Genomic DNA, 26,810 nt, shown 5'->3' with positions numbered 1-26,810 from the left:
GACCAGCCCTGGCGCATCACGTCCATCGGCCTCCGCGACTGGGCGCATCGGTTCTGATCAGTGGGAGTTGGTATCAGTGCCCGAGGATCTGGCTGAGGAACATCTTCAGCCGGTCGGACTTCGGGTTGGCGAAGAACTCGGTCGGCGCGCCGACCTCCACCACCTCGCCCTGGTCCATGAACACCACACGGTCGGCCACCGTACGCGCGAAGCCCATCTCGTGCGTCACCACCACCATGGTCATGCCGGACTGCGCAAGCTCGACCATCACGTCGAGCACCTCCTTGATCATCTCCGGGTCGAGCGCGGAGGTGGGCTCGTCGAACAGCATGATCTTCGGGCGCATGCAGAGCGCGCGCGCGATCGCCACGCGCTGCTGCTGGCCGCCCGAGAGCTGGCCGGGGTATTTCTGCGCCTGTTCGGGGATGCGCACGCGGGTGAGGAACTCCATCGCGAGCTCCTCGGCCTCCTTCTTCGGCATCTTGCGCACCCAGATCGGCGCGAGCGTGCAGTTCTCCAGGATCGTGAGGTGCGGGAACAGATTGAAGGACTGGAACACCATGCCGACCTCGCGGCGGATGGCGTCGATGTTCTTGAGGTCGTCGGTCAGCTCGATGCCGTCGACGACGATCTGGCCCTCCTGGTGCTGCTCGAGCCGATTGATGCAGCGGATCATGGTGGACTTGCCCGAGCCCGAGGGGCCGCAGACCACCACGCGCTCGCGCTCGGCGACGGTCAGGTTGACGTCGCGCAGCACGTGAAGCGCGCCGAACCACTTGTTGACATTGACGAGCTCGATCATCGGGTTGGCGGCGGCGTTCACGCCGCTGCGCACCAGCGGTGCCTCGTCCGATCGTGCGGCTCGCTCCTGCATCCTGTCTCTCCCGACTCGGTCGTGCGGCGCCTCAGCGCCGGCGGTGGCGGTTGAACTCGGTCTCGAGATCCTGGCTGTACTTCGACATCGCGAAGCAGAACACGAAGTAGATCGCCGAGACGAACAGATAGGCCTCGATGCCGAAGCCCTGCCAGGCCGGCTCGATGATCGAGGTCTTGGCGGTGTTCAGGAGGTCGAAGATGCCGATGATCAGCACCAGCGAGGTGTCCTTGAACATGCCGATGAAGGTGTTGACGAGCGGCGGGATCACCAGCCTGAGCGCCTGCGGCAGGATGATGAAGCCGGTCTTCTGCCAGTAGGAGAGGCCGAGCGCTTCCGCCGCCTCGTATTGCCCGCGCGGCAGCGCCTGAAGCCCGCCGCGGATCACCTCGGCGAGGTAGGCCGCGGCGAACAGGATGATCGCGACCTGCGCGCGCAGGAGCTTGTCGATGTTCATCCCCTCGGGCAGGAACAGCGGAAACATCACCGAGGCCATGAACAGCAGGCTGATCAGCGGCACGCCGCGGATCAGCTCGATATAGACGACGCACAGCGCCTTCACCGCCGGCATCGAGGTCTGCCGCCGCCCGAGCGCCACCAGGATCGAGAGCGGGAAGGCGAAGGCGATGCCGAAGGTCGACAGGATCAGCGTGATCGGCAGCCCGCCCCAGCGCTCCTGCTCGACGAAGGCGAGGCCGAAGACGCCGCCCCACATCAGCACGCCGATCGCCGTCAGGGCCGCGATCCAGACCAGGCCGAGCCCGCGATTCCAGAACCGTCGCATCGCCGAGACGACGTAGAGCGCCACGAAGATCACCACGACCAGCGCGGGTCGCCACTGCTCGTCGAACGGGTAGGTGCCGAACAGGATGAAGCGGTACTTCTCGCCGATCAGCGCCCAGCAGGCGCCTTCGCCGCGGACCGCGCGGCAGGCGGAGGTGTCGATCTGCGCGCCCGTTCCCGGCACGTCCCAGACCGCGTTGATCACGCCCCAGGAGAGCAGCCCGAGCGCCCAGGAGACGAGGAAGTAGGCAAGCGCCAGCGTCACAGCGGTGTTCAGCCAGGACGAGAACAGGTTGGCGCGCAGCCAGCCGAGCAGGCCGACCGACAGCACCGGCGCCCGGCGCGGCTCCTCGGCCGGGACGGGCATGCCGTCGGCGCCGATCACGGCGGTCTGGGCAGGAGGCGGTGTCACGGTCTCACCGCTCCTTCAACGAGATCTTCGCATTGTACCAGTTCATGAACAGGCTGATTGACAGGCTGATCGTCAGGTAGACCGCCATGATGATGGCGATGCCCTCGATCGCCTGGCCGGTCTGGTTCAGCGTCGTGTTCGCGATCGAGACGATGTCCTGGTAGCCGATCGCGACCGCCAGCGAGGAGTTCTTGCTGATGTTCAGGTACTGGCTGGTCATCGGCGGGATGATCACGCGCAGCGCCTGCGGCAGGATGATCAGGCGGAGCTGCTCGCCGCGCGACAGACCGAGCGCGCCGGCGGCCTCCCACTGGCCGGAGTGCACGGCGAGGATGCCGGCGCGCACGATCTCGGCGATGAAGGCCGCGGTGTAGAGCACGAGGCCGAGCAGCAGGGCGGCGAACTCGGGCGTGATGGTCGCCCCACCCTGGAAGTTGAAGCCGCGCAGCGCCGGCGCGTCGATCCTGAAGGGTGCGCCCATCGCGGCCCAGAGCACGAGCGGCACACCGAGCAACAGCCCGAGCCCCCAGGGCCAGAGCCGCGGGCGGACCCCCGTGGCCATCTGCTTCGCGGTGAAGCTGCGCGCGAGCAGCACCGTCCCCGCGATCCCCGCGACCAGCGCCAGCAGTGCGGCCGTGTGCGCTGGCTCCCAGGCCAGCCAGGGGAACTTGATGCCGCGGTTCGACAGGAACACCGAGCCGAACGGATTGATCGCCTGGCGTGGCCCCGGCAAGCCCTGCATCAGTGCATACCAGAACAGCAGCTGCAGCAGCAGCGGCAGGTCGCGCAGCAGCTCGACATAGATCGCGGCGAGCTTCGCCAGCAGCCAGTTGCGCGAGAGCCGCGCGATCCCGACCAGCGTGCCGAGCACGGTCGCGAGCACGATCCCGATCACCGCGACCCGCAGCGTGTTCAGCACCCCCACCAGCAGCGCGCGGCCATAGGTGTTGGCGGGGGTATAGGGGATCAGGCTCTCGCCGATCGGCAGCCCGGCCTCGCGATTGAGGAAGCCGAAGCCGGTGGCGATGCGCCGCACTTCGAGGTTGCGCATGGTGTTCGACACCAGCCACCAGACGATGAAGGCAACGATACCGACGATGATGATCTGCCAGACGATGCTGCGCAGCGTCGGGTCGCGCCAGGACAGGCGCACGCCGCGGCGCGGCGCGGCACGCGCGTAGCGGGGATCGGCGATCGCGTCCTGCGGCATCAGGCCCGTGCCGTCTGCTCCGCGCGGGCCATCCCGCCGACCGCCACACTCATCTCCCTCTCCCGTCGTCCCGCGGCGACGGCGCGGCACTGGCCGGGCCGGGACGCGATCTGGCCGCGTCTGGTGCGCGGCGTTGCCTAGCGTGTGCCAGAGTCGCGTCGGGATCAACGGTCCTCATCGCTTGTGGCCGGCGGTTTCGCGCCTGACGGGCTTCGGCTAGGCTGCGTGGATGAACGTTGTTACACCTCGCCCGGTCGGAGAGACGGAGAGCCTGTTCGCTGACATGGCGCGCGCGGCGCGCGATGCGGCGCACGCCATCGCACGGGCCGATGCTGCCGCCAAGACGCGGGCGCTCGAGGCGGCGGCCGCGGCGATCCGCCGGCACGAGGCGGCGATCCTGGCCGCGAACGAGGAGGACGTGGCCGCGACCAGGGCCGCCGGCCGGCCGGCCTCGTTCCTCGACCGGCTCGCCCTGACCCCGGCCCGCGTCGAGGCGATGGCGCGCGGGGTGGAGGAGGTCGCTGCGCTGCCCGATCCGGTGGGCCGCGTGCTTGCCGAGTGGACGCGGCCGAACGGGCTGATGATCCGCCGGGTCGCCACCCCGCTTGGCGTGATCGGCATGATCTTCGAGAGCCGGCCGAACGTGACCGCCGACGCCGGCGCGATCGCGGTGAAGTCGGGCAACGCCGTGATCCTGCGCGGCGGCTCCGAGAGCCTCGGCTCGGCGCGCGCGATCCATGCCGCCTTTGCCGAGGGGCTCGGCGAGGCTGGGCTGCCCGAGGCGGTGGTGCAGGTGGCGCCAACGGCGGATCGCGCCTTCGTCGCGGCGATGCTCGCGGGCGGCGGCCTGATCGACGTGATCGTGCCGCGCGGTGGCCGTTCGCTGGTCGAGCGCGTGCAGGCGGAGGCGCGGGTGCCGGTGCTCGCGCATGCCGAGGGCCGCTGCCACACCTTCGTGCACGCGGCGGCCGATCTCGCCAAGGCGCGCGCGATCGTGCTGGACGCGAAGCTGCGCCGCACGGGGGTGTGCGGCGCGACCGAGACGCTGCTCGTGGATGCCGCCTGCGCCGCGACGCACCTTCCCCCGATCATCGACGATCTCGCCGCGCGCGGCTGCGCCTTCCGCGCCGATGCGCGCGCGCGCGCGCTCCGCCCCGATCTGCCGCCGGCTACAGCGGCCGATTTCGATACGGAATGGCTCGATGCCGTGCTGAACGTCGCGGTGGTGGACGGGGTCGAGGGGGCCGTGGCCCACATCCTGCGCCACGGCTCCGAGCACACGGATGCGATCGTCACCGAGGACCCGGCGGCGGCCGAGGCGTTCCTCGCCGGCATCGACAGCGCGATCGGCATCGTCAACGCCTCGACCCAGTTCGCCGATGGCGGCGAGTTCGGCTTCGGCGCCGAGATCGGTATCGCCACCGGCCGCATCCACGCCCGCGGGCCGGTAGGGCCGGCGCAGCTCACCACCTTCCGCTACCACGTGATCGGGACCGGCCAGGTCCGCGGGTGAGGGCTGGACCCCGTGCCATGTCGATGGCGGCCCGACGCTGGGCGCGCTAGGGTCCGGCGTCGGTCCACACGAGGGAAGCTCGCGCCGATGCGCTGCTCCGCCTTGCGCCCAAGCCCCGCGACGGCGCCCGCCGTCCCGCCCCCCATCCCGGCCCGCGCCGAGCCCCGCTGAACGGCGTGCGACACCAGGCGATTCCGCGCTGGGGCGACGGGCGGCGCGGCCGGATCGGTATCCTCGGCGGCAGTTTCAACCCGGCCCATGAGGGCCATCGCCACATCGCCGAGACCGCACTCAGGCGGCTGCGCCTGAACGCCGTCTGGCTGCTGGTCAGCCCCGGCAATCCGCTGAAGTCCGACAACGGCATGGGCCGTTTCGCCGACCGGCTCGCTTCCGCCGACGCGGTGGCCGAGGGCAATGCCCGCATCGTCGCGACCGACCTCGAAGCACGACTCGGCACGCGCTATACGGTGGCGACGCTGCGCCTGCTGACCCGCCGCTTTCCGCGCGCGCGCCTCGTGTGGCTGATGGGCGCGGACAACCAGGTGCAGATCCCGCGCTGGCAGGGCTGGCGCCACATCTTCGGCATGGTGTCGATCGTGGTGTTTCCGCGCCCGGGCTGGACCCGCAAGGCCCTGCACGGCACCGCCAGCCGGGCGCTCGCCCGCTGGCGCGTGCGCGCCGCGCGGGCTGGCGCGCTGCCGCTGATGATGCCGCCGGCGTGGATGCTGCTGCCCGGGCGCGAGCATCCCGCGAGCGCCACCGAGATCCGCGCCGCGCGCGTAGCCGGCGAGGCGCTGGCAGGCAAGCGGCCGAGGAAGCGGACGGCGGCGCGCCGCGCCGAGGACGGCACCGACCGCCTGGTGCGGCTGATCGTCGGCAGCCTGGAGGACGACAAGGCCGAGCACGTCGTGGTGATCGATCTCGTCGGCAAGGCGTCCTTCGCCGACCGCATGGTGGTTGCTTCCGGCCTCGCCGGGCGCCAGCTTACCGCGATGGCCGAGCACCTGATCGAGAAGCTCGAGCGCGACGGACGGCGCCACATCCGCACCGAGGGGCTCGGCGCCTCGGACTGGGTGCTGATCGATGCGGGCGACGTCGTCGTGCACCTGTTCCGGCCCGAGGCGCGCGCCCAGTACGCGCTCGAGAAGATGTGGGGCGTGACCCTGCCTGGCGACGAGGCGCGCTTCGCCTGATCCCGCCGATCGTGGTCATCGCGGTCGGGCGGGGCCGCGGCAGCGAGGAGCAGGCGCTGTTCGACCGCTACGCCGGCCGGCTGCGCCCGCCGCCACGTCTGGTGGAGATCGCCGAGGCACGGGGCGGCCCGGCCGAGTCCAAGCGCCGCGAGGGCGAGGCAATCCTTGCCGCCATACCGGACGGCGCGGTGCTGGTCGCGCTCGATCTCGGCGGGGCGGACACGACGACCGAGGCGTTCGTGGCACGGCTCGCGCGCTGGCGCGAGGCCGGCCGCACGCTCGCCTTCGCGATCGGCGGGGCCGAGGGCCTCGACGCCGCCGTGATCGCCCGCGCGGCCCAGGTGCTCGCCTTCGGCCGCGCCACCTGGCCGCATCTGCTGGTGCGCGCGATGCTGGCCGAGCAGCTGTTCCGCGCCGACAGCCTGCTGCGCGGCCATCCCTATCACCGCGCCGGGCGGCCCTGAGCGGGCCTTTCTTTCGCCGCCCCGTTCCCCCATCTCCGGCCGGGTCAGCAGCAGAGGGGACACGATGCAGGAAGTTCTGACAGCGCAGGATCGGCGCGAGGAGGGGGCGCGTGCCGCAACCGCCCGATTCATCCTGCGCCCATTGGTGCAGGGCGTCATCATGGCGCTGATCGTCGCCAACGCCGCGGTGCTGGGGCTCGAGACCTCGGCGCGGGCGATGGCCGCGTTCGGCGACGTGCTGGTCGCGCTGGACCGCATCATGCTCTGGATCTTCACGGTCGAGATCGCGGCGCGGATCTACGCGTTCCGCGGCCGGTTCTTCCGCGACCCCTGGGGTCTGTTCGACTTCATCGTCGTCGGCATCGCCTGGCTGCCGGCGACCGGTCCGCTCTCGGTCCTCCGCGCGCTCAGGGTGCTGCGCGTGTTGCGGCTGATCAGCATGATGCCGCGGCTGCGCATCGTGGTGGAGGCGATGCTGCATGCGGTGCCGGGGATCGGCGCGATCGCGCTGCTGATGATCATCCTGTACTACGTCGCCGCGGTGATCGCGACCAAGCTGTTCGCCGACACGCATCCCGAGTTCTTCGGCACGATCGGCGAGAGCATGTACTCGCTGTTCCAGATCATGACGCTCGAGAGCTGGTCGATGGGGATCGTGCGGCCGGTGATGGAGGTCTCGCCCCAGGCCTGGATCTTCTTCGTGCCCTTCATCCTGATTGCGACCTTCGTGATGCTGAACCTGTTCATCGGCGTGATCATCGAGAGCATCCAGACGCTCCGGAAGCAGCGCGACGAGGAGGCGGCCGCGCTCGCCGCCGCGGACGCTCCGCGCACGCTGGAGCCTGCCGAGGTGATGCGCGAGCTGCGTGTGCTGCGCGACGAGTTGGCCGCGCTGCGGGCGTCGGTCGGGTCGCGGTAGTGCAGGGGGGTTTGGGGGGACCAGCGTGGTCCCCCCAAGAGCTTCTTTCAGGGTGTGGGGGGACGAGGTCGCCCCCCCTCCGCAGATCGTCCCCGCGCCCGCTCCATCAACTGAACGCGGCCTTCTCGCCGGGCGGGGGCGAGAAGCCGAAATCGCCACGCCTGAGGATCGCCTCCTCGCCGCCCAGTCGTTCGATGAGTGCCCGCTGGTCGGCGCGCGCTCGACGATCGACCGCGTCGGGATCGCAGATGCGCCACAGCGCTTCGCGCAGAGCCTCCTTCCTTGCCGCGTAGGCAGGCTCCGCAGCGAGATCGGTCGTCTCCTCCGGATCCTTCTCCAGATCGAAGAGCTGTTCGGGGTAGCGCGGGTAGTAGACGTACTTCAGCGGTCCGTTCCGCAGCATGAACGCCCCTGTGCGCGAGCCGGTCGCGTGGTACTCGGAGAACACGGGGGCATCGGCAACGTCTGGCCTCAAGAGCAGCCGGCCGACCATGCCCGGCAGGGCATCGGGCCGCGCGCCGACGCTGGCGAGGATGAACGGCACGATGTCGAGCAGGCTCACCGGCCGCTCGACGACCACGCCGGGCGCGATGTCCGGTCCCGCCATGACCAGAGGAACGCCGACCGACTCCTCGTACATCGTGGACTTTCCCCACAGCCCCCGGGCGCCGAGATTGTCGCCATGGTCGCTGAGGTAGACCACGCGTGTCTTCGCAGAAAGGCCGGATGCTTCCAGGGTCGTCAGCAACTGGCCGAAGAGGTCATCGACGAAGCTGCACAGCCCGTAATAGCCCGCCAGCGCGCGCGCCACAGAGGCTTCGTCGAAGTGGCGGTCATAGGCGAGGGAGTTCGCGTAATCCTCGAGAAACGGATGGCGGGGTCGCTCCTCGGGCCGGTACAGCTTGGGCAGCCCGATCCTGGCCAGATCGTAGCGTTCATAGAACTCCGGCGGCGCCGTCAGGGGAAAATGCGGCGTGACGAACGACACGAACAGTACCCATGGGAGGGCCGAACGGCGGTCCGCGTGCGCGCGCAGCCACGCCTGCGCGCGTGCGGCAATCTCGCGGTCATAGGTGGTGTAGGAGCTCTCCCCCGGTCCGGCCAGCGCGGCCATCTTGTACGCCGCACCGCGCTCGAACACGCGATCGCGGATCAGCCCGAGCACGTCGCCCACGCCGTCCACGACGTGCATGGGCAGGATCTCCTGCGCGAAGCCGTTATCGCCCTCGCCACGGAAATGCAGCTTGCCGACGGAAACGACCTCGTGGCCGCGGTCGCGCAGGACGCTCTGCCAGCTCGGGACACGACCATCGAAGGGATGCGCATTGTCCCACCAGCCGCCCTGGTGGACGTAACGGCCGGCGGCGAAGGCCGCACGCGCGGGCACGCAGATCGGGCTCGGCGTGTAGGCCGCGGCGAACCGCGTGCCGCGCGCGGCCAGAGCATCAAGTTGCGGCGTCTGCACCATGGGGTGGCCGTAGCAGCCCGCGACCTTGCGGCTGTGCTCGTCCGCCATGACGACGAGAAGGTTTGCCGGTTTCATGCGTGCCGCCGCGGTCAGTCGGCGCGGAACCGCTCGAGCGCCGCGCGGTCGACCTCGATCCCGAGGCCCGGTCCGGTCGGGACGTCGACCCAGCCGTCACGCTGGACGATCGGCACAGTGGTGACAGCATCGCGGATCGGATGCTCGCTCATGTCGAACTCGAGCAAGGGCTCGGTCGCGCAGAGCCCAGGCGGATTGTGCGGCAACACCGCGAGCAGCTGCAGCGCTGCCGCGCGCGCGATGCCCGTGCCCCAGCAGTGCGGCACGTAGCGCACGCCGAAGGCGGCGGCCATGTCGGCGATCTTCTTGCACTCCGAAAGCCCGCCGGCGCTGCATGTGTCGGGCTGAAGCACGTGCACCAGGCGCTCGGTCAGGAAGCGGCGGAAGCCCCAGCGGGTGAACTCGCACTCCCCGCCGGCGACCGGGATGCGCGTCGCGGCCTTCAGCTCCCGATAGCCCTCGTGATCTTCGGGCGCGACCGGCTCCTCGAACCAGGCGATGTCGAGGTCCTCGACCGCGCGGGCATAGGCGATCGCATCGGCGGCGTCATAGGCGTGGTTGGCATCGACCATCAGCCCGATCGCCGGACCGATCTCGTCGCGCAGGGCGCGCGTCAACGCGACATCCTCGGCGACGCCCCAGCCGGTCTTGAGCTTCATCGCGGTGAAGCCGTCCGCCGCGTAGGACGCTGCCTCCTCGCGCAGATACGCCTCGTGATTGTCGCGGCGGCGGCGATACAGGCCGGTCGCGTAAGCCTGCACGCGGGTGCGCAACGGTCCGCCCATCAGGCTGTGGATCGGCGACCCGAGCGCCCGGCCCTTGAGGTCCCAGAGTGCGATGTCGATGCCGCTCAGTGCCTGCACGGCGAGGCCCTTGCGGCCATGGTCGCGGAGATGATTGTAGAGGCGCTCCCAATGCCGCTCGATCGCGAACGGCGACTCGCCGATCAGCAGCGGGGCATACGCCTCCACCACGCCGCGGTTCGGGCGCGGCGGGCCGTAGCATTCGCCGAAGCCGCTGATTCCCTGGTCGGTGACGACCTCGACAATCAGCGCCATGCGTCGGTCGTACCAGCCCTGCGAATACGCGAACGGCGTCGCGAGATCGGCGCTCAGGACGTAAGTCTTGACCTCGGTGATCCGCATCGGCGGGCTGTCACTCGGCCTTGGCACCGGAGCGGCGCACGGCCTCACCCCAGCGCGCGATCTCGGCGGCGAGGAAGGCACGCAGCTCCTCGGCCGTGCCGGGGAACGCCGCGTAGCCGAGCCGGTCGAGCATCTCCGTCATGGCAGGCGCGCCCATCGCCGCTGCCGCGGCCGCCGTCAGGCGCTCGTGCACGGCCGCGGGCGTGCCGCGCGGGGTGAACAGGCCGAACCAGACCCGCGCCTCGAACCCGGGAACCGTTTCCGCAACGGCCGGCACGTCGGGCAGCAGCGGCGACCGCGTCGCGCCGGTGATGCCGAGCCCGACCAGCCGCCCGTCGCGGATCGCCGGAGCGAGCGGCGGGATGCCGATGAACCCGACCCGCACATGTCCGGCCATCAGGTCAGCCGCGGCGGGCGCCCCGCCGCGATAGGGCACGTGCACCAGCTCGATGCCGGCCGCGCTCTGCAGCAGTTCGGCAGCGAGATGTTGCGGTGAGCCCACACCGGTGGACGCGTAGTCGATGGTATGCGGCGCCGCCTTCGCGGCCGCGATCAGGTCCTGCAACGTGCGGAACCCCGTCGACGGATGTGCGGCGATCACGATCGGGAACGACGCGAGCCTCGCGACCGCCTCGAAGTCGCGCGTCGGATCGAACGGCAGGGAGGCATAGAGCGTCGGGTTGATCGCAAGCGTGCCCGAGTCCGCAACGTAAACCGTGTAGCCGTCCGCCCGCGCCCGCGCCACCTGCCCGGCGGCCAAATTGCCGCCCGCGCCGGGCCGGTTCTCGACGATGACGCGCCCGCCGAGCGCGGAACCGAGGCCGTCCGCCAGCGCTCGCGCGAGGATGTCAGCGCCGCCACCAGGCGCGGAGTTGACCACCAGCGTCACCGGGCGTTCCGGATACCCCATGGCGACCCCGGGCATGCCGACCAGGCACGCCAGGCCGATCGCCAACACGTCGCGTCGTCGGATGCGCAGCGTCATCGTGCACCGCCTCTCGCTGAAGTTGCCGCATGGACGGCGCAGTTTCGCGTGCCTGAATGTTTCGTCCAATATCTCTTTCAGTCGTCTGTGAAAGGTATGGAATATCAGATGGAGCTCCGCCACGTCCGGTACTTCGTGGCCGTCGCCGAGGCGCTGCACTTCGGCCGCGCGGCCCGCGCCCTGCACATCTCCCAGCCACCGCTCAGTCAGCAGATCCGCGACCTGGAGCGCGAGATCGGGGTCATGCTGTTCCATCGCACCCGCCGTTCGGTCGAGCTCACGGCGGCCGGCGCCGCGTTCCTCGAGCGGGCCCGGCGTCTGCTGTCCGATGCCGCGGAGATGGCCGAGGCGAGCCGCCGCGCCGAGCGAGGCGAACTGGGCGAGCTGACGGTGGGGTTCGTGCACTCGGCCGGCTATGCGTTCGTGCCGCGTGTCGTGCGCGCGTTCCGCGCTCGGTTTCCCGACATCCGGCTGACCTTGCGGGAGGCGACACCAGCCGAGCAACTGGCGGCGCTGGAGAATCGCCGGATCGATCTGGGCCTGATCCGCCGCGCCCAGTTCGGCGAGGGGCTGCACAGCGAGGTCGTGTTCCGCGAGCCGTTCCTGTGGGCCCTGCCGCGCGGCCATCGCTGGGCGGAGGCCCGCCAGCGCAGACTCGCCGAGCTTGCGAGCGAGGGTTTCATCGCGTTCCCGCGCGACCGGGCGCCGTCGTTCCACCAGGCGTTGATGAGCATCTGCCTGCGCGCCGGCTTCGCGCCGCGGATCGCCCAGGAGGTGAACACGATCCATACCGCCCTCGGGCTGGTGGGGGCAGGCGTCGGTGTCGCACTCGTGCCGGCCTCGGCGGTCGAGATCGCCGGGCGGGACGTGGTCTTCGTGGCGCTCGACCACGCCGCCCCACGCGCGGAACTGCTGCTGATCTGGCCCCGAGACCGCGTCACGCCTGTGCTGCGACACTTCGCCGCACTCGTGCACGAGTGCGCGCAGGCGGATCCTCCAGCAGCTCGTCGCCAGGGGCGCGGTTCGCCATCCCGGTCCAGGACCGGCTCAACCCATGACCATCCCGGTCCCACACGGAATTCCTGACAGTCCCTCAGGCTCGGGCTGCTCACAAAGCGCCACACCGCGCCTGAGCTGACCCTGGTGCCGCGCTCGTGCAGCTCGGCGTGCAGTCCCCGCAGGATGAAATTCGGTGGGGCGCGATCCGCGCCAGCAGCCGGTCGCGTTCGGCCAGCGGCACCGCGTGGCGGGCGCCTCCAACCGGTTCGGCCGCACAACTGCCCATCACCACCTGCGGTGTGCCCAACGGATCATGGTGGACTCCCCCACTCAAGCGTCGCCGGCGGGCTTCTGCCGGGTGTCGCGATCCGCGAGGATCGCTTCAAGGCGAATGCGATCTTTCGGAGTGACCGAGACGATGAGGCACGCTCTCATCCCAACAGCTTGACCCCATGGATGCCTTCGGGAAATCCGCTGGATCGGAGAGACCACTGGCGGCGCCTCGGCGCCACCACGCGCGTCCACTGCGCCTCCGTCAACGTCGCGGTCGGCGGCGCGTCGCGGTCGGGCGTCCGGCGCGGAGCCGGTGGCGGCAATGCTCCGGAGACGTCTTGACGTCGCCTGGCCGGGCGATGCCCGGCAGGGCGCGCGGCAGCGACATCGGACCCTGCAGCAGGGACGCCGCGATCGGACCCGTCAGCGTCGCGCGCGATCCCCTGCGCGCAGGCCGAACCCGTGTGCTCCGGGCAGAAACCTTGCCGGCACATCCGCCTCATCGCAGATTTCGGCGCATGCCAGCAGAGCTTGATCCGCGCGAGTTCCGTCAGACGCTCGGCCTGTTTCCCACCGGTGTCGCCATCGTCACGACGCGGCGCGCCGATGGAACGCGCGTCGGCATGACGGTCAACTCGTTCAATGCGGTGTCCCTCAAGCCCCCGCTCGTCCTGTTCAGCGTGGCGCGCTCCGCGCCATCACTGCCCGCCTGGGAGTCGGCCGAGGCCTTCGCCGTCAACATCCTGGCCGCCGGGCAGGAGGGGCTGTCCGGTCGGTTCGCCCGCGCAGGCACCGACAAATGGGAGGGGCTCGCCGATCTGCGCGGCCCGGCAACCGGCGCGCCGCTGCTCGAGGGCACGCTCGCGACGCTGGAATGCCGGACCCATGCGCGCTATCCGGGCGGGGACCATCTGATCGTTCTCGGCGAGGTGAATGCAGTCGCACGGCGCGGCGCGACCGCGCCTCCGCTCGTGTTCTTCGCAAGCCGCTATCGGCACCTTGCGGACGAGACGGGTGCGAAGGCGCCGCCCGGCATCAGCTGGCGGAACCGCTGACCGTGCAGCCAGGCGCCGCGGATCACCCGCGGACGGCGATCTCGCGGGGCACCTGCGACAGCACCTCGCAGCCGGTCTCGGTGACGATGATGTTGTCGATCATGCGTGCTCCGACCCGCTCCTCATGGATGAACACCGGCGGCTCGATCGTGACCACCATGCCCGCGCGCAGCACCGATTTCGAGCCGCCGAACAGGTTGATCGTCGGATCGCCCCAGGAGGGCGGGAATCCCGGCACCAGACCGTAGCCCGAGGTGTGCAGCCGATAGCGATCCAGCCCGGCCGCGGCGATCACGCGCTTGGCCGCCTCGTGCGGCACGACCGCGGCCACGCCGTCGCGGATCTCCGCCAGCATCGCCTCGCCGGCATCCTTGACGACCGCGAACACCTCGCGCACCCGCCGTGACGGCTCGCCCAGGCTGAACTGCCGCCCGAGCGTGGCCGTGTAGCGCCTGAACGCGGCGCCGACCTCGACCGTTCCGGCATCGCCACGCGCCATGCGGCGCTGCGTCGGCCCGCCGATGGGGTAGCAGAGCCGCTCGCCGGTCACGAGGTTCATCTGGCTTGCCGGCAGGGTGCAGCCCGAGGCCAGCAGCGCACGATGCGCCTCGGCCGCGAGTTCGAGCTCCATCGCCCCGTCGCGGATGGCGCCGAACAGCGCGGTCATGGCGGCGTCGGCACGAGCCGCGGCCTCGCGGACAAAGGCGAGCTCGGCAGGTGACTTCACGGCCTTCAGTTCGTGAATCAGGTTCGAGGGTTCAGCAACCAGCGCACCACCCAGCAGATCGCGGATGCGCGTGTAGTGCGAGGGATGGAGGTAGAACCCCGGCACCTCGATGCCGACCCGGGCGTCGAGCAGGCCATGGGCGCGCGCGACGCGGGCAAACACCTCGATCGGATCCTCGGGCTCTGGTCCCGCCCAGCCGATGACCTCGTCGGCGCGGCTGTCGTCGCGCCACTCCGCGACATCGGTTCCGTTGGTGATCATGGTGAGCGGACGGTCGTCGGCCGCGAGCAGCAGGCACTGGAACGCCCGGTACGACTTCGCCTCGCCCCCGGTAAGCCACAGGATCGAGACCGGATGGAACAGCACCATCCAGTCGAGCTTCGCCGCCGCGACCGCAGCGCGTGCGCGCGTCAGGCGATCGATGAACTCGGTAGCGGAAAAATCGTGCTTCGACATGAGGCGCCCTCCCTGCGCGCGCACGCTAGGACGAGTTGTATCAGCGGGAAAGGGTCTGGACGCGCCATGTGAGGTCCCATAGCGTTCCGGAATACAGCGGGGGAGCGTGACCGGATGAAGTTCGGCCTGATGACGCAACTGCAGATGCCGCGTCCCTGGACGGAGACGACCGAGCGGGAGGCGTTCTGGAACTGCATCGAGCAGGCGGTCGCCGGGGAGCAGGCCGGATTCTCGAATTTCTGGATCACGGAGCAGCACTTCTTCGAGGAGATCGGCCACTGTCCGACCCCGGAGATGGTGCTCGCCGCCATCAGCCAGCGGACCAGCCGGATGCGGCTCGGCTTCTCGGTGATCCTGATGCCGCTGCACAACCCCTTCTTCGTGGCCGAACGCGTCGCGACACTCGACATCCTGAGCAACGGCCGCTGCGAGTTCGGGGCCGGGCGTGGGACCACGCCGTATGTGGTCGAGGGCCTCGGCTTTGATCCCGCCAAGGGCCGCGACATGGGCCGCGAGGCGATGGAGGCGGTGCTGCGCATGTTCGAGCACGATCTGTTTCCCGGCTACGAGGGGCAGCACTACGTGCTCAAGGCGCGCCACGTCATCCCCAAGCCGATCCAGCGTCCGCATCCGCCGCTCTGGGTCGCCGCGTCCGCGCTCGACTCCTGGACGTTCGCCGGCCTCCAGGGCTTCGGTTGCATCGGCGTGACGCGCAACACCCCCGACGAGACGGCACCGTTCGTGCGCGCGTTTCGCGAGGGCATGCGCAACGCGGACCCGTCGACCCTGGTAGCCAGGGTCAAGAACGATCAGACCGGGGTGTTCGCGATCGGCTGCGTGGACACCGACGACGCCCGTGGACGCGCGGTCGGATGCGCCGCCGCGCGCTGGTACTACGGTGACAACGACGCCGCGCTGAACAAGGTACGGTTTGCCACCGATGGTGGGCTGAACCGCGTCACCGACAAGATCGCGAGCCGCAGCGACGAGCAGCTGATCGAGGACGCGATGGCGATCGGCGGAAATCCCGACACGGTGTCGCGCCAGGTCGAGAAGTGGGCGGAGATCGGGATCGATCAGTTCATCTTCTTCCTTCAGGCCGGCCGGACCACGCATGACCAGGTGATCCGGTCGATCGAACTGATCGGCAAGCACGTGATCCCGCGCTTCACCAACTGACGGGCAAGCTCAACGCGAAGGAGACAGGCGATGATGAACGTGACGCGACGGACCCTCGCAGGCGGTAGCCTGGCCGGGATGGCGCTTGGCGGTGCCGGCCGTACTCTGGCGCAGTCCAGGCCGAAAGTGCGCGTGTGGGGTGCGTCGGCAACGGTCGAGGCCTATCACGGCTTTCTCTTCCTCGGCATCCCGCTCGGCTTCTACCAGGAGCAGGGAGTCGACGCCGAGTTCGGCACCGCGGCCGGTTCCGCGGCGACTCTTCAGCTGGTCGCGACCAACCAGGTGCAGCTCGGCTATGTCGGGATGGAGACGCTGATCCTGGCGAAGTCGCGCAATCCGACGCTGCCCGTGGTCGCGGTCTATCTGCAGGACCGGGGGAACATCTACGAAGTTGTGGTGCCGGAGGACAGTCCGATCCGCAGTCTCGGCGATCTGCGCGGCAAGGCAATCGGTGTTGCCAACCTCGCCTCGGGGGCCCTTCCCTCGCTCCGGGCGATGCTGGCCGAAGCAGGCATCAATCCGCAGACCGGGGTCGAGTTGATCCCCGTCGGCGTGGGCGCCGCGGCGGCGGCGGCCCTGCGTGCCGGCCGCGTGCAGGCGCTGTCGCTGTTCCGGGCGCAGCACGCGATCATCGAGACCCTGGGGTTCCGGCTCCGCTACTTCACGCGCGAACAACCGAGCTCCGTCCTCATCACCAATGCGACGTTCCTGCGCGACAATCGCGACACCATGATCAGCTCGCTGCGCGGCGTGATCGCTGGCTCGATCTTCTGCCAGATCGCCCCGCAGGCCGCCGTGCGTGAGCACTGGAAGATGTTCACCAAGCCGACGGGGATCTCGGAGGACGAGGCCCTCACGCGCGCCTCTTATGTCGTGCGTCGCGCCTCAGAGCTGTGGAAGCGCTGGGATGACCCCTCGGTGCAGTGGGGCGACATGACCCTGCAGCAGTGGGACGCGATGCAGGCCTTCATGGTGCAGCAGCAGCTCCTGGAGCGTCCGGTCGAGAGCAGCGGGCTCTACACCACCGACCTGATCGAGCCGATCAACCAGATGGATACCGCCCCGATCGTTGCGCGTGCCCGCGCGGCTGGATGACGCACTCGGCGCTGGCCATCCGCGATGTCGGCATGGTGTTCCGTCGCGGCGAAGCGGCCGTCGAGGCCTTGGCGTCGGTCGATCTCGATGTCGCGGATCGGGAGTTTGTCGCGCTGGTCGGCCCGTCCGGCTGCGGCAAGAGCACGCTCCTCAAGCTCGTGACGGGGCTGCGGCGGCCGACACGCGGCGGGATCAGCCTCTACGGCAAGCCCGTGACCGGACCGAGGAGCGATGTCGGCATCGTGTTCCAGAGCCCGGTCCTGCTGCCATGGCGGACCGTCCTCGACAACGTGCTGCTGCCGGCGGACGTGCTGCGGCTGCCGCGCGTCGAGTACCGCGACCGGGCGCTCGCGCTGCTGGACCTCGTCGGGCTCGCCGGCTTCGCAAGCAACTACCCGTATGAGCTCTCGGGCGGGATGCAGCAGCGCGCCGCGATCGCGCGCGCCCTCGTGCACGACGCGCCGCTGCTGCTGATGGACGAGCCGTTCGGCGCGCTGGACGCGATGACGCGCGAGCAGATGAACCTGGAGCTGCAGCGCATCTGGGCGGCCAGCCGCAAGACGGTGTTGTTCATCACCCACTCGATCCCGGAGGCGGTGTTCCTCGCCGACAGGATCGTCGTGATGTCACCGCGTCCGGGACGGATCCTGGAGGTGATTGAGAATGCCATCCCGCGCGAGCGCAGCCTGGACGATACCCTGACACCGGAGTTCGGCGAGCTGGTGCGGCGGGTGCGCCTCCTGCTCGGCGGACAGGGAGTCGCGTTGTGACCGCGCCCATGCGTTCGCTGCTGCGCGGGGCGTTGATGCCGGCTGCAGTCTTCTGGCTGTTCGTGGGTGTGTGGGAGTGGGTGGTGTGGCATTTCGAGGTGCCGCCATACCTGGTGCCCGCCCCGAGCGCCGTTGCGGGCGCATTCTTCCGCGGCTTCGCGGAAGCGAACTACCTTGGCCACGCCGCCATCACCGCGTTCCAGGCGGTGGCCGGCTTCCTTGCCGGCAGCTCACTGGGCATCGCACTCGGCGTCTGGGTGGTCGTCTTTCCCACCGCCGAGCGTATCGTCTACCCCTATATCGTCGCGCTTCAGACGGTGCCGAAGGTCGCGATCGCGCCGCTGATGATCGTGTGGTTCGGCTTCGGCATCGAGTCGAAGATCATCATCGTCGCCCTGGTCTCGCTCTTCCCTGTGCTCGTCAACGTCATCGCCGGGCTGAAGTCGGTCGATCAGGATCGGCTCGACCTGATGAGCGCGCTGTCGGCGAGCCGCTGGCAGGTGCTGCGGTACCTGCGCTTCCCGAACGCGCTGCCGTTCATCTTCGCCGGGCTGAACACGGCCATCGTCTTCAGCGTGATCGGCGCGATTGTCGGGGAGTTCGTCGGCGCCAACCGGGGTGTCGGCTTCCTGATCCTTCAGGCGAACTTCGCGCTCGACATCGCCGCCGCCTTCGCGCTGTTCGTCGTGCTCTCGATCATGGGCGTCTCGCTGCACTGGACGCTTCGGAGCATCGAGGCCCGCGTCGTGTTCTGGGCCAAGGCCGAGGAGCATTTCCGGGCATGAGGCATCCCGCTCCGCGCCGCCTGGGTTGCGCGGCGACAGCGCGGTCGGGGTGGCAACGCGCCGTTGCTGTTGCCTCATCCGGCGCACGGATGGTTCACTCGCGCGGTTCGGCAGCCTGACCGGGCCGCGCGTCGAGCAAGAAGGCGAGGGGATGGCAGACGGAACCCCGTGCATCCTGAGCGTGCGCGGCCTGAGGAAGTCGTTCGGCGACACGGAGGTGCTGCGCGGCATCACCGTCGATGTCGATGTCGGCACCGTCGTCGCGGTGATCGGCGCGAGCGGCTCCGGCAAGAGCACCCTGCTGCGCTGCCTGAACTACCTGGAGGCGCCGACCGGCGGCGAGGTCTGGGTGGACGGGGTGCCGATGGGGTTCCATCTCGGCCGCGACGGCCGCAGGGAGCCCGACAGCGCGCGCGACCTCGCCCGCAAGCGCGCCGCCCTCGGCATGGTGTTCCAGCAGTTCAACCTGTGGCCGCACATGACCGCGCTGCAGAACGTCATCGAGGCGCCGCTGCGCGTGAAGGGGCTCGCGCGCCAGGAGGCGATCGCGCTCGGACGCGACCTGCTCGCCAAGGTCAACCTGGCGGAGAAGGCCGACGAGTACCCGGCCCGGCTCTCCGGCGGGCAGCAGCAGCGCGTCGCGATCGCGCGCGCGCTCGCGATGCAGCCCAAGGTCATGCTGTTCGACGAGGCCACCTCCGCGCTCGACCCGGAACTGACCGGCGAGGTGCTCGACGTCATGCGGGCGCTCGCGCGCGATGGCACGACGATGATCGTGGTGACGCACGAGATCGGCTTCGCCCGCGACGTCGCCGACCGCGTGCTGTTCCTCAGCGAGGGCCGCGTCGAGGAGGACGGCCCGCCCGGTGCGGTGCTCGGATCACCGCGCAGCGAGGCCTGCCGCCGCTTCCTCGTCCGCGTGCTGCACTAGCGCGATGCTCGACGCCCTGGCGCAGTCGCTCGATCCGGGCCTGTTCTGGGAGTACCGGGCGACGCTGGCCCAGGGCCTGCTCAAGAACATGCTCGTGTTCGCGCTCGGCGCCCTGCTCTCGACCGCGATCGCAGTCGCGGTCGGCCTTGCGCGGCTGTCACGGCTCGGGCTGCTGCGCGGCGTCGCGGTTGCGCATACCGAGCTGTTCCGCAACGTGCCGGAATACGTTCTGCTGATCTGGCTGCACTACGTGGTGCCGATCCTGCTCACCAAGGCGAGCGGCGTCCGCGTCACCTTCGATCCCGTGCTCTCCGCCGTGTTCGCGCTCGGACTCGCCTATAGCGGGTTCCTTGCCGAGACGGTGCGCGCGGGCATCCTGTCGGTGCCCGTGGGCCACGTCGAGGCCGGGCGTGCGGTCGGCATGACGCGCGGGCTGATCGCGCGCCGCATCGTCGGGCCGCAGGCGGTGCGCCGGATGCTGCCCGAGGCGCTGAACCAGTACGTGTCGCTGTTCAAGGCGACGTCCTTCATCTCGCTCGTCGCGGTGGAGGACGTGATGTATCGGGTGGCAATGATCTCGTCCTACGAGATGCGGCCGCTGCCGCTCTACACCGGCGCGGCACTGATGTACTGCGCGATCATCATCGCCGCGACCACGAGCGTGCGGCTGCTCACCGACCGGTGGCGCCGGCGAGGCTGGGCCTGAGCGATGCTGGGCAACGCGGAACGGCTGGTCTGGGGCAACCGCGAGCTGATCGCCGCCGGCCTTGCGATCACGGCGCAGGTCTGTGTCGCGGCCTTCCTGCTCGGCCTCATGCTCGGGCTCGTCGCGTGCCTGATCCGGCTCTATGTGCCCTACCTGCGCGGTCTCGCGCTCGCCTATACCGAGTTCTGCCGTGCCACGCCGATCTTCGTGCAGCTGCTCTGGGTCAACTATGCTTGGCCTGAGCTGTTCGGCTTCCCCGATACGGTCATGGGCGCCGGGATCATCGCGCTCGCGCTCCAGTCGAGCGGCTATCTCGCCGAGACCTTCCGCGCCGGAATCGAGGGCCTGCCCTCAGGTCAGCGCGAGGCGGCCCTCGCCGTCGGGATGGACGAGACTCAGGCTTTCCGGCGGATCGTGCTGCCGCAGGCCGTGCTGACGATGGCGCCCTCGATCGTCAATCAGCTCGCGGTCGTCATCAAGTCGTCGACGCTGGTGTCGGTCATCGCCATCCCCGACCTCATGTACCAGGGGATGCGGATCGTGCACCAATGGTTCGAGCCCATCGAGGTGCTGACCTGCATCGCACTGATCTATGTGGCGATGATCTTCGCCGTCTCGGCGGCGGCGCGGCACTTCGCCGAGCGGCTGCGCAGACGCTTCGGACTTGGGGGTGGGATCTAGGCACGACACGCCGCACCGGCTGCCCCCGCGGTGCGGCGAGAGCGGAGGTGATCATGGACGAGACGTTGGACAACGCGAAGCGCCGGCTGGTCACGGGCACGGCGCTGCTGGGCGGCATCGCGGCGGTCGGCGCGATCGGTGCCGCGTTCCCGGTGAAGGAGGCGGCCGCACAGATCCTGGAGACGGGAATCGATCCGAATTCGGTGATGAACAAGCTCAGGAAGGGCGCCACGCTGCGCGTCGGCTACTCGCAGACGCCGGTCTGGTTCTTCCGGGACCCGCGCAGCAACCAGCTCCAGGGCATCTACAAGGACCTGGTCGAGGCATTGATGCGCGACCTCGAGATGACGGTGGAATGGGTGGAGGTCTCGTTCGCCAACGCGACCGTGGGCCTCCGGCGCGGCGACTACGATCTCTACGGCTCATCGCTCACCTATACCGTGCCGCGCGCGCTGGTGAGCAACTACATCGGCCCGCTGTGGTCGAAGGGCAGCCTCGCGGTCGTCCATCGCGACGATGTCCAGCGCTTCCGCACGGTCGAGGACCTCAACCGCGAGGATGTCACGTTCTCTGTCAGCGCCGGCGCGAGTGAGGAGCAGCGCATGCCGATCCTGTTCCCGCGCGCGAAGTTCACGGCGGTGACCGGCCAGCAGGTCCTCGCGGCCGAGCCGGTCCGCACCCGGCGTGCGACCGTCTATGTCACCGGCGACAGCGATGCGCTCGCCTTCGCGAAGCGCAACGCGAGCTGGGCCCACGTGATCGATCCCGCCAATCCGTTCGACAAGCGTCCGAACACATGGGCGATCCGCTACGGCGACAATGCCTGGAAGCAGTTCCTCGACATGTGGGGCGCGTTCATGACCGAGAACGGCGCGATCCAGCGCACCTACGACCACTACATCGCCCAGCTCACCTGAGCCGGCGCGGTTCCGGCGAGCCGCGGGGTCCGGCGCACCGGACCCCGCGCACGATGGGACGCGACCCCGGGATCATGCCGGGAGGCGCGGCCCCACCAAACAGGATGCGCGTGAGGAACGGAGATGATCATCGACTGCCATGCCCACGTTTTTCAGCATTGGGCGGGACCATGCGGGCACTCGTCGCGCGAGATCCACCGGCGCTACATGCAGAAGGTCCAGACCCGTACCTCGTCACGCGTGTTCCGTGTCCGCGACGGGACCGAGGTCTCCGGGTCGCTGCTGTTCCACAAGGGACGGAACGGGTGGTCAGGGCTCAAGGATGTGAACTTCCGCGTCGGCATCTATGGCCGGCTGGACTTCATGGTCGACGGCGAGGACTACTCCGTGCAGTACATGCCGGTGGGCATGCAGGAGATCGTCGCCCCGCCCGAGCTGATGCTCGCCAACATGATGGTCGGTGGCGTCGACCACGCGGTACTGCAGGCCGGAGGCGGATATGGCGCGATGAACGACTACAACGCCTTCGCGCAGACCCAGTACCCCGAGCGGTTCACGGCCCTGCTGAACCTGGACGAGGCGCGCGCGCACACGAAGGCGGGGCTCGCGGAGCTCGAGCGGGCACACCGTTCTCTTGGGCTGAACGCCGTCTACTTCGCGCTCGATGGTTTCGCGCGCTACGACTTCGACATCCGCTTCGACAGCCCCGCACTCGAACCGTTCTGGAGCCGGGTGAACACGTGGAAGCTGCCGGTGTTCTTCGAGGCGCCGCCCACGCCGGACTACGACGGCGCAAGCTATGTGGCGAACATGATCGGCCTGAAGCGGCTGATGGACAGCTACACGGACATCCGCTGGGTGCTGGTGATGGGCCCGCCGGTCGGGCTCTACGGCATGTCGGGGCGCTGGGAGTTCCCCGACGAGGTGCTCGCGGCGTATCGCCACCCGAACCTGCTGATCGAGGTGATGTTCCCGATCACCTGGGGCGGCAGGTGGGACTATCCCTACCCCGAGGCGCAGGCCCTACTGCGCGGGATGCGCGACCTGTTCGGCGCCGACAAGCTGGTCTGGGGGTCGGATGCGCCGAACGTCGAGCGATTCTGCACCTACAAGCAGTCGCTGGACTACGTGCGGCGGCACTCCACGTTCCTGACCGCGGGCGAGAAGGACAGGATCCTGGGGGGCAACGTCGACCGCCTGCTCGGGATCAGCGAGCGGCTCGCGCGCCGACGCGCGCCCGGCACGGACTGACGGCGATGCCGCCGGGTGTCTTCGACCTCTCCGGCCGCACCGCCGTCGTCACCGGCGCGGCGAGCGGACTCGGCCGCGCGATGGCGCTGGCGATGGCGGAGGCCGGGGCCGCGATCGTCGCCGTCGATCGCGACGCCGACGGGCTCGCCGCGCTCGCCGATGCGGCCCCGGGCGAGGGCGATGCGCTGCTCACTGTCGTCGGCGATGTCGCCGATCTCGGCGTCATCGAGCACTCCCACGCCGCCAGCGTCGAGCGGTTCGGGCGTGTCGACATCCTGCTCTGCGCGGCCGGCCGGGCGCTGCGCAAGGACGCGCTCGAGACCACGCCGGATGAGTTCGATGCGCTGATGGATGTGAACCTGCGCGCGCTCTTCTTCTGGAACCGCGCGTTCGGCCGCCACATGATCGAGCGCGGCGGCGGCGCGATCGTCAACGTCGCTTCGCAGGGCGCAATCACCCCGCTCGACGGCCGGCCGGCCTACTGCGCGAGCAAGGCAGCGGTGGTGCAGCTCTCACGGGCGCTGGCGCTCGACTGGACCCGCTACGGCGTGCGCGTCAATGCGCTGGCGCCCGGGCTGATGGACACGCCCTTCATCACCTCGATGAAGTCCGAGCCTGGCCGGATCGAGCGCGCGCTCGCGCACATTCCAGCCGGGCGGATGGGCAGGCCCGAGGACCTCGTCGGCCCGATCCTGCTCCTGGTCTCGGATGCCGGCCGCTACATCGTCGGCCACACCCTGATCGTGGACGGCGGCTGGACGATCTACTGATGCCGCCGATGATTCCGCCGAGCCTTGCCGCTGAGCCATGGTCGGCCAGGCATGGCGGCATCGCGCGCGGGGCTCCGGGCTCCCGCATGGTCACGGATCGTCGTGACGCGGGCGCGCGCTCCGAACGGACGCACTACCACCCCCCGCCGCCGCCGCCGCCGCGGCCACCGCCGCTCGACCCGCCGCCGCGGGAACCGCTGCTGGAACCGCTCGACTTCGGCGCCGAGGCACTGCTGTAGCTGCTGCTCAGCGCCTGACCGAGCGACGAGACGCGGGCACCGCTGAAGCGCGAGCCGCGGTACCAGTGCGGGCGATACTCGCGCTCGCCCCGGGCTGCCGAGGCGCGTTCGAGCACGCCGCTGAACTGGCGCGTCCAGTCCGTCTCGACCCCGAGCGCGACCGCATAGGGCAGCAGTGCCTCGAAATGCTCGGGCGTGCGGTCGGGCGGGTTGTGGAAGCGCAGCCGGTCGGCCTCGGCCACCGTCAGATAGCGCCTTGTGCCCTCGATCTCGTCGAGCGCGGTCCGGCCGACCGCGGTCGGCGCCTTCAGCAGATGATGGAACAGCGTGTTGACCGCGCCGAGCGCCAGCACGGCCGCGCTCACCTCCCATCCGAGTTCGCCGCTGGTCGTGACGATCGCGGTGCCGAGGAAGACGCTGATCGGCACCAGGATCACGGCGCAGATGATCCACGTGATCAGGTGGATGGACTCGCCGCCGGCCCTCCATACGCTCAGGTGGTGCCAGAACTGGCGGAACACCACCATGAACATGAAGGCGACTCCGCCGACCCAGGCGACCATGGGGAAGGCGAAAAAGAGCTCCGGCTGGGTCAGCGATACCACGATCCAGCCCAGCACCGTCAGCACCATGCCGAGCACGAACCAGCCGAAGTTGCGGCGGAAGAATACCCGGTTGAAGGTCTTGTCGAAGTGCTTCTGCAGCGCGGACTTCGCCCGCGACAGGATCGCCTGGTTCTTGTCGTCCAGCTCCACCTTCGCGCGGTTGCCGAAGATGCCGTAGAGCAGGGTCGCCTCGCCGGGCGACGGCTCGGGCGCCCCCTCCGGCGCCAGCACGCGGTGAAGGGTGAGCTTGTTCTTCGCGTCTTCCTCGAATCGCACATGGCCCTTCACCGCCAGATTGAGCAGCGCGGCCGCCACACAATCATTGTCGAAGCCCATGCGGCGGATGTAGCGCATCGCCGCCGGCGGCAGTTCCGGCTGGTAGATCGGCACGATCACGCCGGCCCTCGGGTCGCGGCCGACCCGGAACCACACCACGGTGTAGTAGCCGAGCAGCACCAGCAACAGCACGCCCGCGACCTCGATGGGGTTCTGGCCCATCAGCCAGACCAGCCACTGAAATCGATCGGACGGGGTCACGATGCCTTTCGGGAAGCCGATCGCGACCGTCAGATTCTCGCCAGCCGCCAGCGGTCTCGTGGTGACGAACAGGATGCTCCGGTCGGTCTGGCCGGCCACCCGGAAGTCGCCCCCCTGATCGCCGGCGTGTCCAGTATAGGCGGCGTGCTGGAGGATGCGCGCCCCCGGCGGCAGCACGACCTCGGCCTGAACCCTCAGCGTGACGAACCGCCAGCCCGTTCCGTTCGCGTTCCAGTAGATCTCGTCGTAGCCTTCGTGGAAATCGACCTGCTCTGCCATGCGGTATCGCAGGCGATACCGGTACATGCCCGGCTGCAGCAGCACGTCCTGCTGGCCGAGATAGATCCGCAGGAAGTCGCCTCGGCTCTCCGTCCGGTAGGTCTCCGGCTCGCCGTTGCGCAGCGCCTCCAGCACCTCGAACTTCGGCGAGATCAGCCCGAACGGATCGACCGAGCCGAGCAGCAGGTCGCGGAAGATCCCGCGCTTGATCGCATGGCCGAGCACGAGCACCTCGACCTCCTCGGTCACTTCGACCGACCCGTCGGACTGCACCTCGATCCGCGCGGTGAACTCGCGGATGTGCTCAACACGCTGCGCCGTTGCCGGACCCGCAAGGGCCAGCAGCAGCAGCGTAGCCGCGACGGCAAGCCGCGCCAGTCCCCGGTAAGGCAGCCGCACCGGTCAACCCCTAGCTGCGCTGCGCGCCGAAATCGACGCGCACCGGGCGGGAAGCGGCCACCGCCTCGTCCTCGTCGAGCTCGAAGAACTGCGCCTGGACGAAACTGAACTGCCGCGCGACCAGATTGGAGGGGAACTGCTCGACCTTGATGTTCAGATCGCGCACCGAGCCGTTGTAGTAGCGGCGCGCCATCTTGATGCGGTTCTCGGTGTCCGTCAGGTCCGCCTGCATCTTGGCGAAGTTCGCATCCGCCTTGAGCTGCGGATAGTTCTCGACCAGCGCGAACAGCGACTTCAGCGTCGCCTGAAGCATGTTCTCCGAGCGTGCCTGGCTGGCGGGATCGCCCGTGTTGGCCATCGCCTCGCCGCGCGCCTTGACCACGCTCTCCAGCGTGCCGCGCTCATGCCCGGCGTAACCCTTCACCGTCTCGACCAGGTTGGGAATCAGGTCGTAGCGGCGCTTCATCTGCACCTGGATGTCCGACCACGCCTCGCGCACACGATTTCGTAACGAAACGAGCTGGTTGAACGTGACGATGACGTAGCCGACGACGACGGCGGCGAGCGCGAGCAGGATCCAGATCACGTCCATCACACCCCCGGCAGGTCTTGCCCCGGCAGCGTAAGGCCAGAAGGCAACCTGGGGAAAGGGCCGGGAGGCCCTTGTAACTCTGGTGTCCGCAATCGTCATAGAGTGACGGTTGCGGTGGCGGGCGGGAGCCCGACTGGCCCTGGGCCGCGCGAGGCCGTGGGAAAGCCTGGGGCCCCGCCCGTCGTTCCATCGAACCCGTACAGTCGCCCGGGCCGCGCAATGCGAAGCCCGCTTCAGCAAGGACGGGTCGCCATGGAACCCACCATCATCGGCATCGACGTCTCGAAGGATCGGCTGGACGTGCATGTCCGCCCGAGCGGCGAGACCTTCACCGTCGCACGCAACGCCGTAGGGCTCGATCAGTTGGTGGAGCGCTTGCGCGCGCTCGCCCCGCAGCTGGTCGCACTGGAAGCCACCGGCGGCGTCGAGGTCGTCGTTGCCGCCGCGCTCGCCGCCGCCGAACTGCCAGTGGTGGTGGTCAACCCGGCGCAGATCCGCGCCTTCGCCAAGGCGCTCGGTCAGC

The 26,810-nt window shown here is 69.4% G+C and carries 26 protein-coding genes; 17 read left to right on the top strand and 9 right to left on the bottom strand.

The window, feature by feature from the left end; all coding sequences use genetic code 11:
- Positions 1-73: 73 nt before the first annotated feature.
- The 3 genes from ACTIFU_RS10745 to ACTIFU_RS10735 form a co-directional block, all read right to left on the bottom strand.
- Positions 74-802, bottom strand: coding sequence for an amino acid ABC transporter ATP-binding protein (locus ACTIFU_RS10745; RefSeq protein ID WP_439578304.1), 729 nt, complete (start codon positions 800-802; stop codon positions 74-76).
- 103 nt (positions 803-905) lie between these two features.
- Positions 906-2,069 carry an amino acid ABC transporter permease gene (locus ACTIFU_RS10740; protein WP_439578302.1) on the bottom strand — a complete coding sequence of 388 codons (1,164 nt, stop codon included), beginning with the start codon at positions 2,067-2,069 and terminating at the stop codon, positions 906-908.
- 4 nt (positions 2,070-2,073) lie between these two features.
- Positions 2,074-3,279, bottom strand: coding sequence for an amino acid ABC transporter permease (locus ACTIFU_RS10735; protein ID WP_439578301.1), 1,206 nt, complete (start codon positions 3,277-3,279; stop codon positions 2,074-2,076).
- 229 nt (positions 3,280-3,508) lie between these two features.
- Here ACTIFU_RS10735 and ACTIFU_RS10730 point away from each other — a divergent pair, with 229 nt between their 5' ends.
- From ACTIFU_RS10730 to ACTIFU_RS10715, 4 genes are all read left to right on the top strand, one after another.
- The gene (locus ACTIFU_RS10730; protein WP_439578300.1) at positions 3,509-4,792 is read left to right on the top strand and encodes a glutamate-5-semialdehyde dehydrogenase; all 1,284 of its coding nucleotides are present in this window, start codon (positions 3,509-3,511) and stop codon (positions 4,790-4,792) included.
- 176 nt (positions 4,793-4,968) lie between these two features.
- Positions 4,969-5,985 carry a nicotinate-nucleotide adenylyltransferase gene (locus ACTIFU_RS10725; RefSeq protein ID WP_439578299.1) on the top strand — a complete coding sequence of 339 codons (1,017 nt, stop codon included), beginning with the start codon at positions 4,969-4,971 and terminating at the stop codon, positions 5,983-5,985.
- 8 nt (positions 5,986-5,993) lie between these two features.
- On the top strand, positions 5,994-6,449 hold the full coding sequence (locus ACTIFU_RS10720; RefSeq protein WP_439578303.1) for a 23S rRNA (pseudouridine(1915)-N(3))-methyltransferase RlmH: 456 nt from the start codon (positions 5,994-5,996) through the stop codon (positions 6,447-6,449).
- Positions 6,450-6,513: 64 nt separating this feature from the next.
- Positions 6,514-7,368 (top strand): ion transporter, encoded by an 855-nt coding sequence (locus ACTIFU_RS10715; RefSeq protein WP_439578298.1) that lies wholly within the window; start codon positions 6,514-6,516, stop codon positions 7,366-7,368.
- Between the two features lie 106 nt (positions 7,369-7,474).
- On the opposite strand, the gene ACTIFU_RS10710 is transcribed toward ACTIFU_RS10715, so the two are convergent.
- The 3 genes from ACTIFU_RS10710 to ACTIFU_RS10700 are packed head-to-tail and all read right to left on the bottom strand — an operon-like array spanning position 7,475 to position 11,041.
- The gene (locus ACTIFU_RS10710) at positions 7,475-8,911 is read right to left on the bottom strand and encodes a sulfatase-like hydrolase/transferase (protein ID WP_439578297.1); all 1,437 of its coding nucleotides are present in this window, start codon (positions 8,909-8,911) and stop codon (positions 7,475-7,477) included.
- 14 nt (positions 8,912-8,925) lie between these two features.
- Entirely contained in the window at positions 8,926-10,056 is a 1,131-nt protein-coding gene (locus tag ACTIFU_RS10705; RefSeq protein ID WP_439578296.1) for a mandelate racemase/muconate lactonizing enzyme family protein, read from the bottom strand.
- Between the two features lie 10 nt (positions 10,057-10,066).
- Positions 10,067-11,041: a Bug family tripartite tricarboxylate transporter substrate binding protein gene (locus tag ACTIFU_RS10700; protein WP_439578295.1), complete on the bottom strand. Its 975-nt coding sequence runs from the start codon at positions 11,039-11,041 to the stop codon at positions 10,067-10,069.
- A gap of 108 nt (positions 11,042-11,149) precedes the next feature.
- Here ACTIFU_RS10700 and ACTIFU_RS10695 point away from each other — a divergent pair, with 108 nt between their 5' ends.
- Both ACTIFU_RS10695 and ACTIFU_RS10690 read left to right on the top strand, forming a co-directional pair.
- Positions 11,150-12,127, top strand: coding sequence for a LysR substrate-binding domain-containing protein (locus ACTIFU_RS10695; protein ID WP_439578294.1), 978 nt, complete (start codon positions 11,150-11,152; stop codon positions 12,125-12,127).
- A 704-nt stretch (positions 12,128-12,831) separates the two neighbouring features.
- Positions 12,832-13,368, top strand: a complete 537-nt coding sequence (locus tag ACTIFU_RS10690; protein WP_439578293.1) for a flavin reductase family protein — start codon at positions 12,832-12,834, stop codon at positions 13,366-13,368.
- A 22-nt stretch (positions 13,369-13,390) separates the two neighbouring features.
- On the opposite strand, the gene ACTIFU_RS10685 is transcribed toward ACTIFU_RS10690, so the two are convergent.
- Positions 13,391-14,551, bottom strand: coding sequence for a M24 family metallopeptidase (locus tag ACTIFU_RS10685; protein WP_439578292.1), 1,161 nt, complete (start codon positions 14,549-14,551; stop codon positions 13,391-13,393).
- Positions 14,552-14,665: 114 nt separating this feature from the next.
- On the opposite strand from ACTIFU_RS10685, the gene ACTIFU_RS10680 reads away from it, so the two are divergent.
- From ACTIFU_RS10680 to ACTIFU_RS10635, 10 genes are all read left to right on the top strand, one after another.
- On the top strand, positions 14,666-15,730 hold the full coding sequence (locus tag ACTIFU_RS10680) for an LLM class flavin-dependent oxidoreductase (RefSeq protein ID WP_439578291.1): 1,065 nt from the start codon (positions 14,666-14,668) through the stop codon (positions 15,728-15,730).
- 30 nt (positions 15,731-15,760) lie between these two features.
- A complete protein-coding gene (locus tag ACTIFU_RS10675) occupies positions 15,761-16,825 on the top strand; it encodes an ABC transporter substrate-binding protein (RefSeq protein ID WP_439578290.1) in 1,065 nt (354 codons plus the stop codon).
- The gene (locus ACTIFU_RS10670; protein WP_439578289.1) at positions 16,822-17,595 is read left to right on the top strand and encodes an ABC transporter ATP-binding protein; all 774 of its coding nucleotides are present in this window, start codon (positions 16,822-16,824) and stop codon (positions 17,593-17,595) included. The genes ACTIFU_RS10675 and ACTIFU_RS10670 overlap by 4 nt, the downstream gene beginning before the upstream one ends.
- The gene (locus ACTIFU_RS10665) at positions 17,592-18,380 is read left to right on the top strand and encodes an ABC transporter permease (protein ID WP_439578288.1); all 789 of its coding nucleotides are present in this window, start codon (positions 17,592-17,594) and stop codon (positions 18,378-18,380) included. Before ACTIFU_RS10670 ends, ACTIFU_RS10665 begins: the two co-directional genes overlap by 4 nt.
- 151 nt (positions 18,381-18,531) lie before the next feature.
- On the top strand, positions 18,532-19,311 hold the full coding sequence (locus ACTIFU_RS10660; protein WP_439578287.1) for an amino acid ABC transporter ATP-binding protein: 780 nt from the start codon (positions 18,532-18,534) through the stop codon (positions 19,309-19,311).
- A 4-nt stretch (positions 19,312-19,315) separates the two neighbouring features.
- On the top strand, positions 19,316-20,017 hold the full coding sequence (locus tag ACTIFU_RS10655; RefSeq protein ID WP_439578286.1) for an amino acid ABC transporter permease: 702 nt from the start codon (positions 19,316-19,318) through the stop codon (positions 20,015-20,017).
- 3 nt (positions 20,018-20,020) lie between these two features.
- The gene (locus ACTIFU_RS10650; protein WP_439578285.1) at positions 20,021-20,698 is read left to right on the top strand and encodes an amino acid ABC transporter permease; all 678 of its coding nucleotides are present in this window, start codon (positions 20,021-20,023) and stop codon (positions 20,696-20,698) included.
- A 53-nt stretch (positions 20,699-20,751) separates the two neighbouring features.
- The gene (locus tag ACTIFU_RS10645) at positions 20,752-21,615 is read left to right on the top strand and encodes a substrate-binding periplasmic protein (RefSeq protein ID WP_439578284.1); all 864 of its coding nucleotides are present in this window, start codon (positions 20,752-20,754) and stop codon (positions 21,613-21,615) included.
- A gap of 123 nt (positions 21,616-21,738) precedes the next feature.
- Positions 21,739-22,866: an amidohydrolase family protein gene (locus ACTIFU_RS10640; protein ID WP_439578283.1), complete on the top strand. Its 1,128-nt coding sequence runs from the start codon at positions 21,739-21,741 to the stop codon at positions 22,864-22,866.
- 5 nt (positions 22,867-22,871) lie between these two features.
- Positions 22,872-23,636, top strand: a complete 765-nt coding sequence (locus ACTIFU_RS10635) for an SDR family NAD(P)-dependent oxidoreductase (RefSeq protein ID WP_439578282.1) — start codon at positions 22,872-22,874, stop codon at positions 23,634-23,636.
- Positions 23,637-23,769: 133 nt separating this feature from the next.
- Here ACTIFU_RS10635 and ACTIFU_RS10630 read toward each other — a convergent pair whose 3' ends face one another.
- Positions 23,770-25,695, bottom strand: a complete 1,926-nt coding sequence (locus ACTIFU_RS10630; protein WP_439578281.1) for a DUF2207 domain-containing protein — start codon at positions 25,693-25,695, stop codon at positions 23,770-23,772.
- 10 nt (positions 25,696-25,705) lie between these two features.
- Entirely contained in the window at positions 25,706-26,287 is a 582-nt protein-coding gene (locus ACTIFU_RS10625; protein WP_439578280.1) for a LemA family protein, read from the bottom strand.
- 252 nt (positions 26,288-26,539) lie between these two features.
- Between ACTIFU_RS10625 and ACTIFU_RS10620 the strand changes: the two genes are divergently transcribed.
- The coding region (locus ACTIFU_RS10620) for an IS110 family transposase (RefSeq protein ID WP_439578279.1) at positions 26,540-26,810 on the top strand (271 nt) is incomplete at its 3' end.

The sequence above is a fragment of the Elioraea sp. genome, from assembly GCF_051860475.1.
Taxonomy (GTDB): Bacteria; Pseudomonadota; Alphaproteobacteria; order Acetobacterales; family Acetobacteraceae; genus Elioraea.
This window is presented reverse-complemented; position numbering and strand designations above follow the sequence as displayed.

Coding starts and splice junctions, on each gene's coding strand:
- ACTIFU_RS10685 (WP_439578292.1), bottom strand. CDS start 14,551: ATGTCGAAGCACGATTTTTCCGCTACCGAGTTCATCGATCGCCTGACG.
- ACTIFU_RS10635 (WP_439578282.1), top strand. CDS start 22,872: ATGCCGCCGGGTGTCTTCGACCTCTCCGGCCGCACCGCCGTCGTCACC.
- ACTIFU_RS10640 (WP_439578283.1), top strand. CDS start 21,739: ATGATCATCGACTGCCATGCCCACGTTTTTCAGCATTGGGCGGGACCA.
- ACTIFU_RS10670 (WP_439578289.1), top strand. CDS start 16,822: ATGACGCACTCGGCGCTGGCCATCCGCGATGTCGGCATGGTGTTCCGT.
- ACTIFU_RS10680 (WP_439578291.1), top strand. CDS start 14,666: ATGAAGTTCGGCCTGATGACGCAACTGCAGATGCCGCGTCCCTGGACG.
- ACTIFU_RS10710 (WP_439578297.1), bottom strand. CDS start 8,911: ATGAAACCGGCAAACCTTCTCGTCGTCATGGCGGACGAGCACAGCCGC.
- ACTIFU_RS10705 (WP_439578296.1), bottom strand. CDS start 10,056: ATGCGGATCACCGAGGTCAAGACTTACGTCCTGAGCGCCGATCTCGCG.
- ACTIFU_RS10650 (WP_439578285.1), top strand. CDS start 20,021: ATGCTGGGCAACGCGGAACGGCTGGTCTGGGGCAACCGCGAGCTGATC.
- ACTIFU_RS10675 (WP_439578290.1), top strand. CDS start 15,761: ATGATGAACGTGACGCGACGGACCCTCGCAGGCGGTAGCCTGGCCGGG.
- ACTIFU_RS10625 (WP_439578280.1), bottom strand. CDS start 26,287: ATGGACGTGATCTGGATCCTGCTCGCGCTCGCCGCCGTCGTCGTCGGC.
- ACTIFU_RS10730 (WP_439578300.1), top strand. CDS start 3,509: ATGAACGTTGTTACACCTCGCCCGGTCGGAGAGACGGAGAGCCTGTTC.
- ACTIFU_RS10660 (WP_439578287.1), top strand. CDS start 18,532: ATGGCAGACGGAACCCCGTGCATCCTGAGCGTGCGCGGCCTGAGGAAG.
- ACTIFU_RS10645 (WP_439578284.1), top strand. CDS start 20,752: ATGGACGAGACGTTGGACAACGCGAAGCGCCGGCTGGTCACGGGCACG.
- ACTIFU_RS10735 (WP_439578301.1), bottom strand. CDS start 3,279: ATGCCGCAGGACGCGATCGCCGATCCCCGCTACGCGCGTGCCGCGCCG.
- ACTIFU_RS10745 (WP_439578304.1), bottom strand. CDS start 802: ATGATCGAGCTCGTCAATGTCAACAAGTGGTTCGGCGCGCTTCACGTG.
- ACTIFU_RS10655 (WP_439578286.1), top strand. CDS start 19,316: ATGCTCGACGCCCTGGCGCAGTCGCTCGATCCGGGCCTGTTCTGGGAG.
- ACTIFU_RS10700 (WP_439578295.1), bottom strand. CDS start 11,041: ATGACGCTGCGCATCCGACGACGCGACGTGTTGGCGATCGGCCTGGCG.
- ACTIFU_RS10715 (WP_439578298.1), top strand. CDS start 6,514: ATGCAGGAAGTTCTGACAGCGCAGGATCGGCGCGAGGAGGGGGCGCGT.
- ACTIFU_RS10695 (WP_439578294.1), top strand. CDS start 11,150: ATGGAGCTCCGCCACGTCCGGTACTTCGTGGCCGTCGCCGAGGCGCTG.
- ACTIFU_RS10690 (WP_439578293.1), top strand. CDS start 12,832: ATGCCAGCAGAGCTTGATCCGCGCGAGTTCCGTCAGACGCTCGGCCTG.